The sequence below is a fragment of the Yersinia aldovae 670-83 genome, assembly GCF_000834395.1.
Lineage (GTDB): Bacteria > Pseudomonadota > Gammaproteobacteria > Enterobacterales > Enterobacteriaceae > Yersinia > Yersinia aldovae.
Window position 1 is genome coordinate 1,955,096 of the sequence record NZ_CP009781.1, and the last position, 17,699, is coordinate 1,972,794.

Sequence of the window (17,699 nt, forward strand, 5' to 3'; positions counted from 1 at the left end):
CCCACGATTATTACTGCGTCACACCAAAGATGTCGTGCAACGGACTCAAGGAGATCATATTAGCCAGAATAGAGGGAACCTCATTCTGGAAATAGAGCAGGAAGACCATAAATGCAACAACAGATTTAATTGTTAATGATAATGAAAAGGCATTAAGCTGCGGGCAAAAACGGGAATATAGCCCAAGCGCTACCTCAGTAATAAATAACGTCACCAGAATAGGGGCGGCTAATATAATGCCCTGCACCACTAACTGGTTAAGCCAACGCCCCAATGGCAGGCTGTCAAAATGAGTGAATCCACCCGCAAACGGCAGCAGTCGGTAACTCTCGGCAAGGGTCTGCGCCAATTGATACATCCCCCCCTGCGCCAGGAAAATCATGACTACAATATGGCTAACTAACACCGACATCTCTGAGGATTCCACACCATTAGCAGGGTCGATGGTATCGCTAATGGTCGCTCCACGCTGGTTATCGATCAGTTCACCGATAATATTTGCAATAAGAAACGGCAGGCTCAGGATAAAAGCCAATACCAAACCGATTGCCAGTTCATAAATAATTATTTCGCCAAGGCTGGTCTCTTCCCAGTTAATTTCACGGGCGGAGAAAAAAGGCCACAGCCCCAGAGCCAGAAAGATGGCAACACAGTTTTTGATCATGCCGCTGTTAAGTAACTTGCTACTGAGAAAAGGCAAGAAAAAGAATACCGGCGCAATCCGCACCCAAGCCAACGCTAACTTCATCAGCCCAGTCTGAAATGTAGAATAGAGCGATACATAAAAAGTCAGCATATCCTGATTCATCACCCCACTCCTGCTGGCGATAACGCGATGGCCAGCACTTCTGTGGCGTAGTTCATTATCTTGTCCGACAACCAACCTGAAATCATAAAGAGCGTGCCAAATACCGCGAGTAATTTGATACCAAAAGGCAGTGTCTGCTCTTGTAGCTGGGTCACGGTCTGAATCAGCCCGATGAGCAGGCCCACGGCCGTCGCTACCATCACCGGAATCGCCGACAGCAGCACAATGAGAAGCATGGCTTTATTACTGGCGTAAATAATTTCTTCCATAAGTTTGTTACCTGGCTAATGCTGTGCCAGCTCCATGTATTGCATAATCAGCCCCTTAGAAATCAGCGACCAACCGTCGATTGCCACGAACAAGATCAGTTTTACCGGAACAGAAATAGTCACCGGACTCATCATCATCATCCCCAATGCAAGCAGAATGCTGGAGATAATCAGGTCTATCACCACAAAGGGCAGATAAATATAAAACCCAATTTCAAACGCCGATTTAATTTCACTCAGCGCGTAAGCCGGTAGTAGGGAAAACAGTGTTGGCTCACGAGTATCTGCCTCGTCCATCGCCTGTTCTTCACTACGCCCTTGTTGCAACGACTCGAAAAAATTGAGCAATTCTGGATCGGAGTACTTCTTTAAGTAGGCTTTGTAACTCCCCAGTCCGCCTTCGACGAAGTTATCCACCGAATCAACATTGCTGAAATCAACCTGTTCGGTGCGCATATATTGATTTACATCCTGGATCACTGGCATCATTACAAACAGTGACAATAATAGTGCGATCCCGTTGAGCGTCAGGCTGGATGGTACCTGTTGCACCCCCATAGCGTTGCGCACCATGATGAGTACGATTGAGATTTTCAGGTAACAGGTTCCCGCCGCGATGATAAAAGGCAGTAACGTCGAAAATGCGATAATCGCCAGTAACGGGATATCCCCTGGTATCGTTGGCATAATACTTATGCCTCCAGGCTGCCCTGGCACGCCAACCTTGTGACCTCCAGACCCAGTTCTTCGTCATCACCGATATAGACCAACTCCCCTTCAGCCACCAATTGTTTATTGGCGTAAACCTTCACTTCCCGGTCTTTATCCGCCCCCAGTGAGTACACCGCTCCTGGCTGGATATGCGCCAACTCTTCCAGCGGAATCTCACTGTGGCCCAGTACAAAGGTCAACTTCACGGTCAGTTTGCTCACATCGAAGTGACTTGGTAAGTTTTCAGGCAGCACCTCATCTAGTGTGGGTACCGTTTCTTCCACTTCCTCTATATTGTCAATATTCTCTTCTATCACGAACGCGCCCTCTTGCTGTTTTTGAAAGCGGGCCACCGGGCGGCCCGTTACTATTAAGTGCAATTGCAACTGTTGGATACGGAGCACATCGCGCAACGCTAATGATTGTAATAATCCGGCGCTGATGTGGCTGTATCCCAACACCCAGTCAATCTGCTGAGTGACACCTTTCCATACCTGCTGCCCGGCGGGCAGTGCCGTAAGTTGGCTGAAAGGAGAAGCTGTTAGTACCGTACCCAGCGTGGGTTCTACCACGGTTAACCAAGGCTGATTGACCTCTTCACCATCGACAATCCCAAAACTTGCTATGCGAAATGTGTCAGAGAAAAAAGTACGCTTACTGTTTTCTTGAGTAAAAATGTCAACCAGGCTTTGGTTATCCAGCCCCTGCCAGGCACAACTGTTCAGTTCGGGCCAGCAGAAGCGGCACCAATCTTCAACCGCAACCAGTGCTGAAATGTTTTCAGTGACACTGCTCAGTTCCAGTCGGAAATAACGCTCTCCCGCTTGGGGAGTGATGGCGTTTCTGTCTGGTTGATAGCGCTGCTGCCAGCGCGTAACCTGAACCTGACGCGTACTGAGTCGACGGATATTCAGCATAATTATGTTTCATCCTCCTGCTCTGACTGTTGCTGACCACGGCGTTCTTCATCATGGCGCTCATCGCGAAAATGCAGCGGATTCTCCGACTCCAATAAATGGTGATGACTCTCTAAAGTCTGCTGAACTTCAGCACTGTTGGTCATGGCGGTCAGTTCGCCCGCTTTGGATAATTCAAATGTCACCACCGGGCTGTTTTTCCACTGAGTAAAGGTGTAACTCAAGGTTCGACGCCCTGCGATCGCATCACCCTCTGGCGCGGCAGACTCAGGTAACGCCGCCGTCAATGCCGAAGGCGCTGTTTTCACCTCATCAGGCTGAGTGATGGTGGCTGCCTGAGTCGCCCATTGCGGCGTAGTCAGCACTTGTGTTCGGTTATCGTTTAGCGTGCTTTCCTTTTTCTCCGCCAGCGGCAAAGAAGATGTTAATTCAGGTGCAGACTCAGATGAGGCCACCATCGGCTGTTCAACTGCAAAACGAGGCATCTCCTGCGAAACAGAGGTGTAAGACATCTCTTCTTTCTGCCCCGCCCCTGGAACAGAAGCGGCAGAGACTGTCGACATCTCCGGCTTCTCTCTGCTTGCTGAAACCAAACGAGGCTGTGGCTGCTCGCCGTTACCTCTCGGGACAACATGCGACTGCGTCAATGTTTCTGTCAGTTTGGTCAATACTTCTGTCGCCACCGCACCACTCGCTTTATCCACAACAGGTTTTGTTCGCGTTTCCTCTAAAACCGGTGGCCGTTCTGCCCCCTTATGTGCTGGCACCCAAACACCCTGTTTTTGTACTGGCATCGCGTCTGGTTGTTGCGCAATATTCGGTAACGCCATCTGTTTACTTAACGGCATACTTTTTGTTGTCATCATCGGCGTAAACTGGGAGGCCGATAACTGCTCCTCGCCCTGCTTTTTGCGCAGCTTTGCTTTAGCCAGCAACTCCGCCATTTTTTTTTTGCGCCTCCTGCTGAACTGATTTCACTGCCTGCCCATTATCGCCACGCAATGTTTCTGGCCGGGATACAGCGGCAGGTTCATCTTTTCGGATATCAGGAAGGGCGTTATTCGCTACCTGTTTTATCGCCACCATATGTTGATAATTCCTCAATTTCGTATTGCTGTTGAAGCTCTCTATTTAAACGTCTTCTGGTACTTTCCCGCTTCAGATAAGTTCGGAATTTCTCGCACCGATTGTTGGTATCTCGTAATTGGCGCTGCATCTGCCTTTGCCTCTGCTCTTGCGCCTTCTGTTCCGTCTGGACATTTTCCAAGTCATATAACTGACGGGCAATTTCAGACAATAAGGTCGCCTTATGACGCTGGCGTTCAAAGAAAGCTTCACGGGTTAGTTCCGCAGCCTGGTCATACAGGCTGCTTTGAGTTTCCATAACCTGGATGCGCGTGCGGATATCATGCTGCTGCTGCTGTAGCGCCAAGATTGAGCGCCGTAACATCTGCTGATCATGTTTGATCCGCTCCAGCCGCCGTTGTGTGAGGCTCAGCAGATTCTTTACCATCAGTCTGCCAACTCACTGAGTTGATTGAGAGTAGCTAAAAATTCGCCGGGTTCTTCCATCTGCTGCTGCAAGAAAGACTCGATCACTTCTCTGTTGTCCAATGCATGGTCGTTGTCGGTATTCTCACCGCGCTGGTACTCCCCAAGATCGAGATAGAGCTGAATTTGTGCCAGTCGTGCGAGCATATCGCGCGTTTTGGCCGCATCCTGACGATGTTGTGGTGTGGTAACCTTTGAGAAAACACGACTGATACTGTGTAGAACATCAATCGCTGGGTAGTGACCGCGCCCGGCAAGTTGTGCGCTAAGGTAGATGTGGCCATCGATTATCGAGCGAATCTCATCACCAATCGGATCGGATTCTTCTTCGCTCTCCAGCAGTACGGTATAAAAAGCCGTAATAGAACCCTTCAGCAATGCGCCGGGCCGTTCCAGTAACAGTGGAAGTTGCTCGAAGACCGATGCCGGATAACCGCGCCGTGCTGGAAGTTCCCCCGCCGCCAATGCCACATCTCGCAAGGCGCGGGCGTACCGGGTCATGGAATCGACAAACAGCAGCACATCTTTGCCCTGATCGCGAAAATATTCCGCCATCGCCGTCGCCAGTAGAGCCGCATTACAACGCTCAACCGCAGGGCTGTCTGACGTGGCGTACACCAAAATGGTTTGCGCTGCACGCGGGGAAGCCTGCAATTCATGAATGAATTCCGTCACCTCACGGCCACGTTCGCCAATTAGCGCAATGACACAAATATCGGCCACCGCATGGTTCATTATCATGCTCATCAGGGAGGTTTTGCCGCTACCCGCCGCTGCAAAAATCCCCATACGCTGCCCCTGACCACAGGTGAGCAAGCCATCAATAGCTCTGACCCCGGTCACCAGCGGAGTAGTAACCGGGCGGCGTAAATTGACGCTGACTGGTGGGCTATCAACTCGACACAGAGTAGTGAGTGGTGGTTCTGACGATGCAGTAACATTGCTCAGCACCCCCACTTCTTCTCCTGCGGCATTGTAAATTTTGCCCGCCAAGTGCTCTCCCATCACAAAGACAAAAGGTTGGCCTGTGGGACGGATCACCACTTCACGCGTCAGCCCTTGTGCTCGCCCGATCAGACTGAGAATGGTAAGCCCTCCCCTAAAACCCACCACCTGAGCTTTAGCAATCACTTCCGGCTGACACAAATCACGCTCGATCAGACAAATTTCGCCAATAAAGACTCCGTGTAGCGGAGCCTCAATCAAGCAACCGTGGATACGCGATGGGTGCGCGCAGATATCAAAGAGATTCATAAATCAGGCAGTCAGCAGCGTGGTTAGTCGATGACTGCGCTCATAAAACTCATTTAGACTGTCAGCAAATAACTGTGAATCATTCATCGCTTCCTCACGCATCACGGCGGAAAGCACCAAAGTGTTATCCATGAAACTCAATGCGGGCTGCCCGATTTGAAAATTACGTGGGGTATATTCCAGCAATTCACTCAATAATGTGTGGCCAAGCGCTTCAAGATGCCCCATTTGGCATTCAGACAAGTTGCTCCATAAAATAATATCGTTAGTTAACAGATCAACATTAATAGGTGGTGCCTCATTCAGCTCTAACTGAATAGTTGAATGACAGTCGAGTTGCGAGTTAATGAGATCCTGACGCCCTTCGGTGGATAAAAAAGAATTCAATGCATCAACAAAACGGTATTTCATGGTAGTTCTCCTTACACGGTTTTAATTACATTCACTTTCACTGTCTCGGAGATCTCGTTAAATGAGAGCACCTCCAGTTCAGGAAAACGACTTTCAAGAATTTTTTTCACAAAACGACGAATATCTACAGGCACCAGTACATTCATATCTCGAACAGAGAGATAACTGTTTTCCACTGCCTGAGCGAATGCCTGAATAATGTCATCGGTTTTTTCTGGCGCAAGGCTGAGGAAACCACCGCCAGAAGCCTGACGAATCCCTTGGCGAACCATGTCTTCAAATTGATCATTAATCATCAGGACATTCAATCGACCGTCGGTCGCAAAACGAGATGAGATATAACGGGCCATCGCACCACGTACATATTCCACCAGCATCATGCTGTCCTTCTCTTTTGGCACCCACTGCACAAGAGTTTCCAAAATCAGTTTCATATTACGGATGGAGATTTTTTCCATCAGCAGACGTTGAAATACTTCAGTAATCTTTTGTACCGTCGCGTGGCGATAACACTCTTTTAATAATTCAGGGTATTTCTTTTCCAGATCGTCGAGCAGATTTTTAGTTTCCTGAATCCCGAAGAACTCATTAATATGATGCAATAATAAAGTTCCGATACAGTCGATAATTTCGCTAATATCATCACGCACCATTAAGCCTAGTTGTTTAATCTCTTCCTTATGTTTACTGGCAATCCAGGTACTGATGGCACCATGATCATCAGTAAAACGGGTTAAATCCAGCCCCAGATATTCCAGCTCATCATTTATAGTAAGAAGACGTAAACCACCAAAGCAAATGTTATAATCTCCCGCACGAATTTCATTAATCAGAACAATAATTTTGTCGTTTGGCACCACCGACGAATAGTTAATAGCAATATCAGGAATACGGTAGCCATAGCGCACAAAAATATCTTTCTTAATACGTGAGAGAAAACTATTTTCCTCTAGCAATGACTTATGTACCTGGCTCACCGAAATAATAATGGGCAGCGTTTCCGGTACATATTCATCTTCGGATACCTGACTTTCTCGTCGCGTTTCGCCTTCCGCCACTTCAGAGCTGACTTCAGCGTCACTCTGTTCTTCACCGGAGACACGTTTTTTATCCTTGCGCTTCTGATGATGGCGATACCACAACAGCGCCACCATTAAACCGGATAAGAATAAGAAAATGGATGTAGGAAACCCTGGCAGGAAACCGATACTACAGACGATAATAGCGGTAACCAAGATAGTGAAATCCTTGGCAAATAACTCAGAGACAATATTTTCACCGAGGTTTTTATCATTGCCGCCCACGCGAGTCACAATAAAGCCCGCACTAATGGAAATAAGCAGCGCTGGAATTTGCGCTACCAAGCCATCACCAATGGTCAGCAAGGTAAAAGTATTCAGTGCCGTAGACATATCCATGCCTAATTGCGCCATTCCGACGGAGATACCACCAATCAGATTGACAAAAATAATGATAATCCCAGCGATAGCATCGCCTTTAATGAATTTCATCGCACCATCAAAAGAACCGTACAGTTGGCTCTCATTTTCCATATCACTGCGTTTCTGTTTTACTGTTTCCTCATCGATCACACCGGCACGCAGATCAGCATCAATGCTCATCTGTTTACCCGGCATGGCATCGAGTGAGAAACGTGCAGCCACTTCAGCAATACGTTCTGAGCCTTTGGTAATAACAATAAACTGCACGATAGTTACGATGGCAAATACCACCATCCCAACCACCAAGTTATCCTGAATAACAAACTCGCCAAAGGTGGCTATAATGTCGCCGGCATCAGCTTCCAGTAAGATAAGGCGACTGGTACTGATCGATAACGCTAATCGGAATAAGGTTGTAATCAATAAAATTGAGGGAAATGAACGAAAGTCCAGTGCTCTGGTAATATAAAAAGATCCCATAAAAATTAGCACTGAAATCATAATATTCAGGCCAATCAACAGATCTACTAAAATCGTCGGTAACGGTATAATCAACATGGCAATGACCATGACCATGATGACCAATACTAATAATTCAGGACGATTGCGAATATTTAATAATAGCCCGCTAATCTTATTCATGGAATATTCTCTTCTTTGTCATTTAATACCCGTCGAGCCATAGCAAACTCTTGATCCATAAGATGGCTCATACTTTCCTTCAATCCGTCAATAAGATGCTCGCGCTCTTCTAACGATGGGAAAATACCTATCGGCAATACGGAAAAGGCAATAATTAAAATCTGCAAAAAACGTGCGCGCATATCCGTGCTTAATGCACCAAGTTGCTGTGAATAAAATGTGAGCAAGTTATCGTTAAAACTCTCTTGACCACGAATGCCACTGGTAAATAATTTGCTGAGCAGTTTCTCATCGCTCAAACCAATAAAGGAAAAATCAGTCTGCGCAAAGCGTTGGCGGAAGATTCCTTCCAGTGACTGCATCTCTCTTAATCGACTGATACGATTAAACAGAGCACCAAATTCACTGACATTAATGCTCCCCAACGGTAATACTTGTAAGTCACAAGCTAAGGCTCGTGCCAGGTAACATATGATATTTTCACGCTCGTGGGCCACCAGCTCCTCTACCCATTGCTCATAGAGATAAACTGCCGGGCCGTCATAGCTGAGAAACTCTCGATACAGCATTCTCAAATTGCCCGCCGATTGCTGCATTTTCTGCGCAAATGCTTTTGCCACCAGAGCAATATTGATACCGGCCTGGGCACGGCGATCGAGGTCTTCCGCCTCTAGCTGCTCGCGTAATGCCTCCAGTTGTTCGAGCTGCTTACGCTTTAAGCGGCTGCGGTGAATCAATGCAGCCAACGCCATCAGCATATCGCTGGTATCAGTAAAATACTGGAGCAAAAAAGTGCGTAGCTGCTGTGGCGTCATCAACTTGCCGTTAAGCGCACCCTCAACTCGCAGGATTTTTTCATCCGCCTCACTATCCAGAATACGTTCAGAAAAACGCATCCATTCTTCTTTGTGATCAGTCGTCGGCCCTCGGCGGCGCACATGGCTGGCCGCCAACATAGACATCGAGGCATATTCGCTACTGTTATCAATGACTCCCTGCCCACGCGCCGCTTCGTCAGCATCATCATTGGCCTGTGCTGCCGAGGTACTTTTGTCACGTTGCCCCACTAAAAAGCGTGAGTTACCGCCAACAGGCCCTATTGCCACGGCTGACTCGCATACTTTTTCAGAAACTCAACGGTGCCACGTAACTGGCCATCGTGTCGGGTCAAACGTTCATTATCAGAGAACTGGCGACCATCCCAGGCTTCATTTTCATCCAGCAAACGTGGCTGAATCAGGAAGATACGGATCATTTTCTGCTGGTTATGCGAACGATACTTAAATAAGTTACCCAGCAATGGAATATCGCTTAACAGAGGAATACGCGTTTCACCCTCTTCAACTTGATCTCGGGTATATCCACCAATCAGCAGACTTTTGTCGCGACCGATGCGGGCTACAGTATTAATGTTGGTGCGATTAACTTCCGGCAGCCCACCGATATCAGCAACCTTACCGGTGTTATCGCGATTTAATCCACCGTCTTCAATATTGACTTCCATTTCAACACCGCTCCCCCCGGAGAGGCACGGCAGTACACTGATCATGGTGCCATAGGTCACCTGTTCTAGTGTCGCGACCCGATCCCCCTCCACCCGAGCATAAAAGCTGGTGTTGTTATCAAATAGCGCGGGAACATTCTCCTGTGTCAAGATGACCGGGCGAGACACAATGCGGGCATTACCGGTTTTACTGATAGCGTCTATCTGAGCCAGAAACGTTTTGCTATCACTTAACGTACTGCGGTTAAAGGTGACTGAGCCGCCAGCCACACCGATATTCCCCGCCTCCCAGCGCACCCCCAGATCGTCCACTTTGCTTTGCGTCACATCGATAATCCACAGTGATAGCTCCACTTGGCTACGACTGTTATCTAGGGTATGTACTAACTGACGGACATAGCGAATCTGTTCTGCACTGCCTTTCACTACCAAACTATTGCTGTCGGGATACGCCACCAGTGAAAACGGGCTGCTACGTTTAGAGTAAGTCGCGGGCTTCACTGCACTACTGAGTGGCCCGGTAACTGATGGTGGTACTGGAAACCCTGACTCAATATTGGGTTCCCCTTCTCTCGGCTGTATCGTCAAGGTACTTTCCGCCGTACCATTGTTGTCTTTGAACAGCGCATTCAGTGCCGTTAACATGCCGGGAATAGTAATGCTCTGCCCACGTTGGTTATAGGTACGGTCAGTAACTGATGAGTGTTTTAGCGGGATCACCGCGACTTCACCGCCGCTGGCCAAATCCTCTTGCTTAATGCGCTCATCAAGATACGCCGCAGCGGCACTAATCAACTCCACATAAAGCGGTGGCCCTGAGACAAACAGTAAACGGTTATCGCCTTGGGTACGCACTGGAAAACGCTTATCATAAATTCCGGTTTTCTGAATATAATTAAGCACCTGCCCACTGCCAGCAGCCTGGGTGTGAACAATGGCACTGCGCATCTCACTGTTGTCATAAACATAAATTCCAGCGCCATCGTCGTACCACACCAGTGCCATACGTCGGGACAATGCTTTAAACATCTCATCAGCATTCGCCAGATTAAAGTTCCCGGTAACACGCTTTTGTGCCGCCAACTTACTGAGAATAATCGGCTTATCCAGCCGCTCGGCTACGGCATCAAACAGCTTACCGACCATGACATTATTAGCGACAAAGGAGTCATTCACTTTTTCCTGCCCAACGGGTAATGCCGTGATTACCTCTGCATTAAGATGACTCATATTGCCCGCTAACAAAAAGAGTGAGAAATAGATCACTCCTCTAAATTTAACTTTCATATAAAATAGACTCCAAACGTCTTATTTCTGAGGGTGTTAACCCCAACTCTTTCTTGAGATCATTAGTAAAATGCGAAGCTGAGCAATATCCGGCGTCAAGGCCCACATCAAGGATTGAACCTTCACTTTCGATAAGTTGTAATACGGCAGATGCCATACGCACACTCATCATTTTTTTCTTGGCTGTTGCCTTAAAATTCTCTCTATACAATTGCCTGAAATAGGCCGCAGAGACGCCATATCGCTGACTTAAATAATTAATACTGACATTATCTTTTTGTTCCGAAGACGATAATAGAAAGCACATCATTCCGTAGGCTTCATATTTCCTTAATAGATCGCACCAAGTATTGAATTCCATTTGGTTACGCAGAATTAAATCAATCACTGTATTATTTACTGACATTTTGGTCGTACAATTTGTTGTATCGATGGAAATCACCTCTGGCCACGGACGTGCCGCTACAGATGCTTTTTCTCCAGTATCCAAAAATGATTTACCCAATGCAGAATCAATCGTTGCGAGAGTCTCAGTGAGGTTGGCTAACGTGATACTGTGTAAAAACCAGTGAGTTTTATCTCCCTCAATCTTGTCGGGGTTGTTGCAAATAAACAGTGAAGGTTGAGTAATTACGACGTTTTTACCCGAATAAACAGAGCGAAACGTCAACGCCAGCGCCTGATCATCAGGTACAGCCAACACCAGGCTATCCTCCAAGGATAAACAATGGGCCGATTGCGTTACCGGCTTAGAATCATTATTTATTGCTGTCATCGCTCTTCGTCTCCAGCTCGTTATTTGAGTTGCAACACAATGACCGATGACGTCGATTTATTAAACGGAATCACTCGGAATAGCCATTACTCCCGCTAGAAATCCCCCCGGTAAGAAATAGTCCGGTCAATTCCGCTGACAAAAAAATCGTACTCGGCTTTACTTAGCACCAATTTGGTACAACGAGAAAATATTATGAGGGACACAGACAACCGCGTCTTAATAATGAGGATTGCCAGTGGGCCTCTAAGCGGTAATGAATTAATGCTCAAAGCGGGTAGCCACCGGATAGTCATTGGCCCTGAGCAAAGCTATTCAACTGAAACAGATAGTGACGGCTTCACCACCTATTATTTGCCTGGTGAACAGGGTAATTATGAACTGGCGATCGTCTGCGACGATGATGTAATTTCAGAGCAGGAAACTGAGAGTGTTGACCAGTGGTATCTCACTTTAAACGGTGATTGCCCTGATATTAAACAACCGGTGATATTTCAAGAAGTGATGTTGGCTGAGCAGTTTCCTGTGGTGATTAAAATGTTGAACACCCCGTGGAATAGTGAGGAGAGTTTACCCCTTAACGTGCAAACAACTGATGTAGAAAATGCAGTAAGTGATATCCGCACCAGCCAATCCGCAGAGCGTAAGTTTAATTCGGTTTATGTGGCCGGAATTATGCTTACCGTACTTGCGACATTTATTGGTTGGCAGGTACTGAACTACAATAGTGAAGCGCGACAGGTCAAAACACTGGAAACCCTACTTCAGGGTAGCAGCTCTCCATTGACGGTAACGACCGGTGAAAATGGTCAGAGTTTGGTATTGGTAAAAACACAGCGTGATTTGGACTGGAGTACCCAGCGTTTATTGCGGGAGCATTATCAAGAACCGGTGACATTGAAAAAAATCACCAGTTTAGAAGAAGAGATCGAAACTCAGCTTGGCAAGCAAATACCTGGTCTGTTGAAAGTGGATTTAACTCTTCCTTGTCAGCCGGTAATTCGCTGGTTAAAAGGCGACTATCCCGCACCAGATAATAAACAGGTTTTGCAGACACTGACACGTTTTCTCGGTTGCCCGGTAAAAAGTCAGTTAGAGAGTTACAGCGCGACCGAACTGATGCATAAAGCAGAGCAAGGCCTGACCGAAAGTAATGTGCCGTGGCGGGTGAGTAATAAAAGCGGAACTTCTGTTTTTATTATTAATGCCAGTCTGAACGATAAGCAGGCGCTGTCGGCAATTGATTTTTCCAAACATTTCACAAAGAGATATGGAGTACGTCATATACAGTTCTCTATATCTTTGAGCACGAATCATCTGGCAGGAAAGTCGCTCGTCAATAATCCGAACGGCTATGTTCTATTGGATAATAACCACTGGTACTTTAATCCAGTGTCATTTTAAAACTAATACTAAATAACAAGGATATATATTATGCCTAATACAGTTGCACCAGCTCAAACGCCTAGCGGCGCATGGAGCACCAATGACTATGAAAAGTTTGATGCCAATTCACCATATGGGATGATGTACCGTACCGGTGGATTACTAAGCGACCGTGTTAAATCGCTGGCTGACAAACTGAATACAAAGCTTGCAGATAAAACAATTGAAATGGATAACCCGGTTGTACTGGCAGAGATCTCTGCTCTTAATGGGCATTACAATAGTGTGCGTCAAGCACAAAGTAATATTATGAAGTCTGTTAAAGATACCTCTCAGGCGATTATTCGTAACTTGTAATTTTATTATTAACTCATATCCCCAAAGTCATTGGAATTACAGCTAACCACTGTAATCTCAAGAACTATGGGGAGGTGATATTGCGTCACTATTAAGGATAGTTATGTCAATGTTTATTAATATCTCTCCGGCTGTTCAGCCGATGGTAGAACAAAATATTCCGGCGATGGCTGCGGGTGGCTCTGTAGAAGACAGGGTTAGAAGCCAGTTTGCCAACTACAGTGTTGCTGCCAGTCAGGAGAAAGCCGCGATTATTAATCAGGTAAATAGTGGCGATGCGACTAACCCCGCTGAGTTATTACAATTACAGAATCGGATGGGTAATTATAGCCTTGGCATCAATTTGATCAGTACGCTAACCCATAAGAGTGCCTCGGCGATCGACTCTGTCTTAAAAGCGCAGTAAATCATGAATAAGCTGACAAAACTTCTACTGATAAGTGCTATCTGGTTGTGATAACCAAGTGCTACTCACGGAACTTAGCCAGCGCCAGAGCAATGAAGTGCTGGCAGTCCTACAGGAAAATGGCGTGGAAGGCACACGCAGGGAAAATGGCAAACTGGGCAATTCCATTAAAGTTGCGCGCAGTGATTTTGTTACCGCAGTGGATTTGTTACGCCTGTACAACCTGCCTTCGAAAGAGTCAGTGGAAATTATTCAGGCGTTCCCAGGGGATTCACTGGTGGCCTCGCCCCAAGCGGAACGCTCACGCCTGCTGTCCTTAATTGAGCAGCGGCTGGAACAATCGCTACTGACTATTCCCGGCGTGGTGAACGCCAGAGTCCATGTCAGTTATCCCTTAAGTGGCAATAATCGGGTCAAGCAGCCACAGCAGGTTTCAAGTCTGGTGACTTACGCTGGGAATGAAGATCCTAAACTGATGATGAGCAAAATTAAGTTATTTCTCACCAACAGTTTTGCTGAAGCCAGCTTTGACAATGTTTCGGTGGTGGTCGTCGAACGCCCGCCATTGCAGCGTCAGGTCAGAAATGAACCTGAGTTCCCGGTGCCACCGGTGTTATTGATTGGCGTTGCTGCCGCTCTGATGACGGGTGCCGGCGCAATTTTGTTACTTTGGCGTCGTAAGCAACAAAACAGTAAGAAAGAATCACCCTCGAACAGTACGGAGCAAAAACCATGATAGCCAATCCCGGCAGGTTTAGTTTCGCTTGCCAGCATAAAATTTTGCTGGCACCGGGTGGCTACTTTCACGCAGAACACAGCGGCATTGATTACCCTGCCCTACCTCAGGTGTTACAGCAAGCTCATAATCAGCGCTTGCTAACGCAGTATCAACTGCCCATGCCTGATAGAAACACCCTGCCGTTGCCCGACTTTATTGTTGAGCATTGGTCACAATTACCCAAGGTTGCCTGGGCGCTGGGAGTGTTGTTGCACCCAGCCCCTCTGCCGTGGTGGGTGGAAACATCCAAATATACTGGGCTACACCAACGCACGAACGATAATTTCCGCCAATCGCAGGAAGTACCATCATCGCCACAAATACTTCTGGCTACAGGGGCTGCACAACTGCTGACGGGTCTGGCACCTTTTGGCCGCGTCTATACCGTTCGCGCCAGCTATATGTTCAGTGCCATAACCCGACAGTTAATGGAAACGCCGGTGAAAAATGCCCTCCCGTGGAATGTGATAGAAGGAGCTTGCCGCTATGTCACCACAATCTGAGCCGGATATTCGGCAAACCGCAGTTGAAAAAGTCTTGATTAAACATCAAGCCATGAAAGCGAACCGCTATCAAAAAATACTGACCGCACAGGCCAGAAAACAGGCCACGGAACACTGTCAGCAAGCTCAGCAAGAAGCAGAGGAAATACAACGTATTGCTTATCAGCAAGGCTATCAGGATGGGCTGCAAAAACTGTTAGCCGATTTATTGTTCGGGTTGGAGTCAAGCCAGCGCCAATATCAACAGGCAGTGGCGAGTAGTGAAGCCCGCTTGCAGACGCTGTTGGAAGAGATGTTTAGTGACCCACGAACCTATGAAATTGTCAGTGACCATCTTATCCGGCAACACCCTGAATCCACAAAGATTCAGATGCATCTTCCCCCCTCAATGCTGAAAAAGCTAAAACCCGCGCTGGCGGAAATTCAGCACATCAGTGTGCTCGGTGGTACAGAGGGGAGTATTGCGCTGGAGGTGAATAATGAAATCCTCCATTTCTCGCCACAGAGTGCGGCACAACGAACGTTGCCACATATTTTATCCCTGCCTGCACGCTGCACTATTTTGCAGTCGAAAAAGGCGTTGTACCACAAATTTTCCGAACAATTCAGTCAATCAGGAGAGACACATGACAATTTCGATGATTAACTCTACGCTGAAAATGGCAGCAGCGCTCACCGACGCTAAACCTGTGGCCCACAGTAACAATGTACAACAGCGGGTCGCACAGGCATGGCAGGGCAATCCGGCGGGGAAAACACCTGCGATGCAGAAACAGGAATCTGCGCCACAATTTTCGGCAAAAGAGCAATCAGCAATCGATGATTTTGTTGAAAGTCTGCGCACCACAGAAGATAAGAAGGCGCTATTTGGTCTGCTTAATAAGAAGCTAATGAGTTTGTCGTCAGCAGAACGCGTAAAATTTCTTACCGGATTGGACATGACAATCAAAAGCTCCGAGGTGCCGGGAGATGACGCTTTACTGAAAGAAAAGTTTAATCCGGCTTATGCAATGTATATTGCCAACGACATGTTCCTAAACCAAATGAAGGAAGAACTCTTCTCTAAAATGGGCAAAGTGTCTGATGAAGATGATGAAGAGCCAGACGAAATTTAAAATTATACCTCTATGAAAAATATTATTTATTATTTATCAATACTGTTGTTTCTCAGCCCAGTGGTCGCTCAGGCATCTTGTTTATCTAATGCGGCGATACGTTGGGATGTGCCAGAAATCATTCTTGAAGCGATTATTCTTCATGAATCTGGCGGTCAACCAGATGCCCGTAACATTAATAAGAATGGTAGCCATGATTATGGTCTGATGCAGATTAACACCATTAATGTCAAGCCACTAAAATCTAAAGGAATAATACAGAATGAACGGATGCTAATGCACCCTTGCACCAACATTGAGGCAGGGGCCTATTTGCTGAGTCTGAAGTTTAAAAAATATGGCTATAGCTGGCGTGCTGTTGGTGCATATCATTCAGAAACAGCCCATTATAGAGATAAGTACGCCAGTAAAATTATGAAAATTGTCAGTTCCGGCCCTGATTTTGCCCAACGGAACGCATCGCTATTAATATCCTCTCCCACTTCTTAATATTAAGCATAAAAAAGAGGAATAATCCCCAAACACATAGAGAGCACTCTCCAAACGCATGGAGAGTATTCTTTATTATACCCATTAACCCTTTCCACTGTTGAGAACCTGTCATTGAGGATGTATAAAACACACCTCGATTACAGACAATCCTATATGAAAGGGAAAATATTATGACTAATAATGAACTGACTCCACCAAGTGTCATTTTATGCGAAGGCGTTATTTTTAATTCTTGGAAGAGAACATTAACTAAGAAAGAAACCGTCGTCGTGCTTTCAGAAAGCGAGTCCTGCCTGTTAAAAATGCTGCTGGCAAAAACATGTAGTAAAAGAGAAGTCATGTACGCTATTTGGGAAAAACGTGGCGTTATTGTGACGGAAAGTAGTTATTATAAACTGGTGAGACAATTACGCTGTTCATTTAAGAAAGCCAACCTGGATGAAACCCTGATCGCTACCTTACCGAGGATCGGGATTTCATACACGGGCACCAAGCAAGTACTGCCTGATGAGTCGACGTTGCCTGCTCCCGTACAGAGTAAAACGGTACGTCAAAAAGGTATCATCGATGCAGCTATTACGACCTGTACGCTCGCTATCGCCGCCAGTTGTTCTTATTTTTATATTTTTACTGCAGGATGAACAGATGAAATCTCTTTTAAATACCCACAAAAATTTTTATTCCTGTTGCTTTGTCTTATTTCTGACGTTGGTCTTATCCGGATGCAGTCATCGTAACGGTATTAACAACAATTATAGTAGGGATTATCTTCAGGGAAATATTCAAAGCAATAATAGGATTATACCTGAAAATGTTAAAATTACGCTCTCAATTTCCCAAAATAAGGCCTCTGGAGAGAAAGAATACACACTTCATGAATATAGTTTTATGAACCAAACGAAAAATTTTACAATTCCATTTCGCTTGCAGATGCCGAATGAGTTATCATTATCCCCACAGCCTCTTAATATCAGCGTCAGAGTTGAGAAAGAGGGTGAATTGATTATGATGAGTGACAAGCTCACACCGTTCCTACGTCAATCAGGTGAAAGGCTAATACTGACAGTGAATGACAGTTAGTACTTGCCCCA

The 17,699-nt window shown here is 46.4% G+C and carries 23 protein-coding genes; 10 read left to right on the plus strand and 13 right to left on the minus strand.

The features are described 5' to 3' along the window. Positions 1-10: 10 nt before the first annotated feature. From sctT to AT01_RS09075, 13 genes are read right to left on the minus strand one after another with little or no spacing between them, the layout of a single operon-like run. Entirely contained in the window at positions 11-808 is a 798-nt protein-coding gene (gene sctT, locus AT01_RS09020; protein WP_042546900.1) for a type III secretion system export apparatus subunit SctT, read from the minus strand. Beyond that, positions 808-1,077, minus strand: coding sequence for a type III secretion system export apparatus subunit SctS (sctS, locus tag AT01_RS09025; RefSeq protein ID WP_042546901.1), 270 nt, complete (start codon positions 1,075-1,077; stop codon positions 808-810). The genes sctT and sctS overlap by 1 nt, the downstream gene beginning before the upstream one ends. Positions 1,078-1,092: 15 nt before the next feature. Further along, positions 1,093-1,755: an EscR/YscR/HrcR family type III secretion system export apparatus protein gene (locus AT01_RS09030; RefSeq protein ID WP_186367104.1), complete on the minus strand. Its 663-nt coding sequence runs from the start codon at positions 1,753-1,755 to the stop codon at positions 1,093-1,095. Positions 1,756-1,769: 14 nt separating this feature from the next. Beyond that, positions 1,770-2,705: a FliM/FliN family flagellar motor switch protein gene (locus AT01_RS09035; protein WP_042546902.1), complete on the minus strand. Its 936-nt coding sequence runs from the start codon at positions 2,703-2,705 to the stop codon at positions 1,770-1,772. Positions 2,706-2,707: 2 nt separating this feature from the next. Beyond that, a complete protein-coding gene (locus AT01_RS09040; RefSeq protein ID WP_144404930.1) occupies positions 2,708-3,649 on the minus strand; it encodes a SpaN/EivJ family type III secretion system needle length determinant in 942 nt (313 codons plus the stop codon). Next, complete coding sequence (locus AT01_RS21960; protein WP_158503538.1) at positions 3,630-3,791, minus strand: hypothetical protein; 162 nt, start codon at positions 3,789-3,791, stop codon at positions 3,630-3,632. The genes AT01_RS09040 and AT01_RS21960 overlap by 20 nt, the downstream gene beginning before the upstream one ends. Next, entirely contained in the window at positions 3,763-4,218 is a 456-nt protein-coding gene (locus tag AT01_RS09045; RefSeq protein WP_042546903.1) for a hypothetical protein, read from the minus strand. Before AT01_RS09045 ends, AT01_RS21960 begins: the two co-directional genes overlap by 29 nt. Then, positions 4,218-5,510 carry a type III secretion system ATPase SctN gene (sctN, locus tag AT01_RS09050; protein WP_042546904.1) on the minus strand — a complete coding sequence of 431 codons (1,293 nt, stop codon included), beginning with the start codon at positions 5,508-5,510 and terminating at the stop codon, positions 4,218-4,220. The genes AT01_RS09045 and sctN overlap by 1 nt, the downstream gene beginning before the upstream one ends. A gap of 3 nt (positions 5,511-5,513) precedes the next feature. Beyond that, positions 5,514-5,921 carry an InvB/SpaK family type III secretion system chaperone gene (locus tag AT01_RS09055; RefSeq protein ID WP_042546905.1) on the minus strand — a complete coding sequence of 136 codons (408 nt, stop codon included), beginning with the start codon at positions 5,919-5,921 and terminating at the stop codon, positions 5,514-5,516. Positions 5,922-5,932: 11 nt separating this feature from the next. Next, entirely contained in the window at positions 5,933-8,005 is a 2,073-nt protein-coding gene (locus AT01_RS09060; RefSeq protein WP_042546906.1) for an EscV/YscV/HrcV family type III secretion system export apparatus protein, read from the minus strand. Further along, positions 8,002-9,111 (minus strand): type III secretion system gatekeeper subunit SctW, encoded by a 1,110-nt coding sequence (gene sctW / locus AT01_RS09065; RefSeq protein ID WP_042546907.1) that lies wholly within the window; start codon positions 9,109-9,111, stop codon positions 8,002-8,004. Before sctW ends, AT01_RS09060 begins: the two co-directional genes overlap by 4 nt. Next, positions 9,102-10,796: a type III secretion system outer membrane ring subunit SctC gene (sctC, locus tag AT01_RS09070; protein WP_042546908.1), complete on the minus strand. Its 1,695-nt coding sequence runs from the start codon at positions 10,794-10,796 to the stop codon at positions 9,102-9,104. The genes sctW and sctC overlap by 10 nt, the downstream gene beginning before the upstream one ends. Then, on the minus strand, positions 10,786-11,571 hold the full coding sequence (locus AT01_RS09075; RefSeq protein WP_004703637.1) for a helix-turn-helix domain-containing protein: 786 nt from the start codon (positions 11,569-11,571) through the stop codon (positions 10,786-10,788). Before AT01_RS09075 ends, sctC begins: the two co-directional genes overlap by 11 nt. Before the next feature lie 195 nt (positions 11,572-11,766). Here AT01_RS09075 and AT01_RS09080 point away from each other — a divergent pair, with 195 nt between their 5' ends. From AT01_RS09080 to AT01_RS09125, 10 genes are all read left to right on the plus strand, one after another. Then, a complete protein-coding gene (locus tag AT01_RS09080) occupies positions 11,767-12,975 on the plus strand; it encodes a PrgH/EprH family type III secretion apparatus protein (RefSeq protein ID WP_042546909.1) in 1,209 nt (402 codons plus the stop codon). A 30-nt stretch (positions 12,976-13,005) separates the two neighbouring features. Further along, the gene (locus tag AT01_RS09085; RefSeq protein ID WP_042546910.1) at positions 13,006-13,314 is read left to right on the plus strand and encodes an EscF/YscF/HrpA family type III secretion system needle major subunit; all 309 of its coding nucleotides are present in this window, start codon (positions 13,006-13,008) and stop codon (positions 13,312-13,314) included. 103 nt (positions 13,315-13,417) lie between these two features. Further along, positions 13,418-13,720 carry a type III secretion system inner rod subunit SctI gene (sctI, locus tag AT01_RS09090; RefSeq protein WP_042546911.1) on the plus strand — a complete coding sequence of 101 codons (303 nt, stop codon included), beginning with the start codon at positions 13,418-13,420 and terminating at the stop codon, positions 13,718-13,720. Positions 13,721-13,778: 58 nt separating this feature from the next. After that, the gene (sctJ, locus tag AT01_RS09095) at positions 13,779-14,456 is read left to right on the plus strand and encodes a type III secretion system inner membrane ring lipoprotein SctJ (RefSeq protein WP_235427267.1); all 678 of its coding nucleotides are present in this window, start codon (positions 13,779-13,781) and stop codon (positions 14,454-14,456) included. Continuing rightward, positions 14,453-15,001, plus strand: coding sequence for a hypothetical protein (locus AT01_RS09100; RefSeq protein ID WP_042546912.1), 549 nt, complete (start codon positions 14,453-14,455; stop codon positions 14,999-15,001). Before sctJ ends, AT01_RS09100 begins: the two co-directional genes overlap by 4 nt. Next, positions 14,985-15,647: a hypothetical protein gene (locus tag AT01_RS09105; protein WP_042546913.1), complete on the plus strand. Its 663-nt coding sequence runs from the start codon at positions 14,985-14,987 to the stop codon at positions 15,645-15,647. Before AT01_RS09100 ends, AT01_RS09105 begins: the two co-directional genes overlap by 17 nt. Next, positions 15,628-16,116 (plus strand): hypothetical protein, encoded by a 489-nt coding sequence (locus AT01_RS09110; RefSeq protein WP_235427268.1) that lies wholly within the window; start codon positions 15,628-15,630, stop codon positions 16,114-16,116. The genes AT01_RS09105 and AT01_RS09110 overlap by 20 nt, the downstream gene beginning before the upstream one ends. 12 nt (positions 16,117-16,128) lie before the next feature. Then, positions 16,129-16,605: a lytic transglycosylase domain-containing protein gene (locus tag AT01_RS09115; RefSeq protein WP_004703649.1), complete on the plus strand. Its 477-nt coding sequence runs from the start codon at positions 16,129-16,131 to the stop codon at positions 16,603-16,605. 173 nt (positions 16,606-16,778) lie between these two features. Then, on the plus strand, positions 16,779-17,249 hold the full coding sequence (locus AT01_RS09120; RefSeq protein WP_004703650.1) for a winged helix-turn-helix domain-containing protein: 471 nt from the start codon (positions 16,779-16,781) through the stop codon (positions 17,247-17,249). A 4-nt stretch (positions 17,250-17,253) separates the two neighbouring features. Next, positions 17,254-17,688: a hypothetical protein gene (locus tag AT01_RS09125; RefSeq protein ID WP_042546914.1), complete on the plus strand. Its 435-nt coding sequence runs from the start codon at positions 17,254-17,256 to the stop codon at positions 17,686-17,688. Positions 17,689-17,699: the final 11 nt, after the last annotated feature.

What these genes read in the sequence shown, in the direction of transcription:
- sctT (WP_042546900.1), bottom strand. Translation starts at nt 808, where the DNA reads ATGAATCAGGATATGCTGACTTTTTATGTATCGCTCTATTCTACATTT.
- sctS (WP_042546901.1), bottom strand. Translation starts at nt 1,077, where the DNA reads ATGGAAGAAATTATTTACGCCAGTAATAAAGCCATGCTTCTCATTGTG.
- AT01_RS09035 (WP_042546902.1), bottom strand. Translation starts at nt 2,705, where the DNA reads ATGCTGAATATCCGTCGACTCAGTACGCGTCAGGTTCAGGTTACGCGC.
- AT01_RS09040 (WP_144404930.1), bottom strand. Translation starts at nt 3,649, where the DNA reads ATGGCGGAGTTGCTGGCTAAAGCAAAGCTGCGCAAAAAGCAGGGCGAG.
- AT01_RS21960 (WP_158503538.1), bottom strand. Translation starts at nt 3,791, where the DNA reads ATGGTGGCGATAAAACAGGTAGCGAATAACGCCCTTCCTGATATCCGA.
- AT01_RS09045 (WP_042546903.1), bottom strand. Translation starts at nt 4,218, where the DNA reads ATGGTAAAGAATCTGCTGAGCCTCACACAACGGCGGCTGGAGCGGATC.
- sctN (WP_042546904.1), bottom strand. Translation starts at nt 5,510, where the DNA reads ATGAATCTCTTTGATATCTGCGCGCACCCATCGCGTATCCACGGTTGC.
- AT01_RS09055 (WP_042546905.1), bottom strand. Translation starts at nt 5,921, where the DNA reads ATGAAATACCGTTTTGTTGATGCATTGAATTCTTTTTTATCCACCGAA.
- AT01_RS09060 (WP_042546906.1), bottom strand. Translation starts at nt 8,005, where the DNA reads ATGAATAAGATTAGCGGGCTATTATTAAATATTCGCAATCGTCCTGAA.
- sctC (WP_042546908.1), bottom strand. Translation starts at nt 10,796, where the DNA reads ATGAAAGTTAAATTTAGAGGAGTGATCTATTTCTCACTCTTTTTGTTA.
- AT01_RS09075 (WP_004703637.1), bottom strand. Translation starts at nt 11,571, where the DNA reads ATGACAGCAATAAATAATGATTCTAAGCCGGTAACGCAATCGGCCCAT.
- AT01_RS09080 (WP_042546909.1), top strand. Translation starts at nt 11,767, where the DNA reads ATGAGGGACACAGACAACCGCGTCTTAATAATGAGGATTGCCAGTGGG.
- AT01_RS09085 (WP_042546910.1), top strand. Translation starts at nt 13,006, where the DNA reads ATGCCTAATACAGTTGCACCAGCTCAAACGCCTAGCGGCGCATGGAGC.
- sctI (WP_042546911.1), top strand. Translation starts at nt 13,418, where the DNA reads ATGTCAATGTTTATTAATATCTCTCCGGCTGTTCAGCCGATGGTAGAA.
- AT01_RS09100 (WP_042546912.1), top strand. Translation starts at nt 14,453, where the DNA reads ATGATAGCCAATCCCGGCAGGTTTAGTTTCGCTTGCCAGCATAAAATT.
- AT01_RS09105 (WP_042546913.1), top strand. Translation starts at nt 14,985, where the DNA reads ATGTCACCACAATCTGAGCCGGATATTCGGCAAACCGCAGTTGAAAAA.
- AT01_RS09110 (WP_235427268.1), top strand. Translation starts at nt 15,628, where the DNA reads ATGACAATTTCGATGATTAACTCTACGCTGAAAATGGCAGCAGCGCTC.
- AT01_RS09115 (WP_004703649.1), top strand. Translation starts at nt 16,129, where the DNA reads ATGAAAAATATTATTTATTATTTATCAATACTGTTGTTTCTCAGCCCA.
- AT01_RS09120 (WP_004703650.1), top strand. Translation starts at nt 16,779, where the DNA reads ATGACTAATAATGAACTGACTCCACCAAGTGTCATTTTATGCGAAGGC.
- AT01_RS09125 (WP_042546914.1), top strand. Translation starts at nt 17,254, where the DNA reads ATGAAATCTCTTTTAAATACCCACAAAAATTTTTATTCCTGTTGCTTT.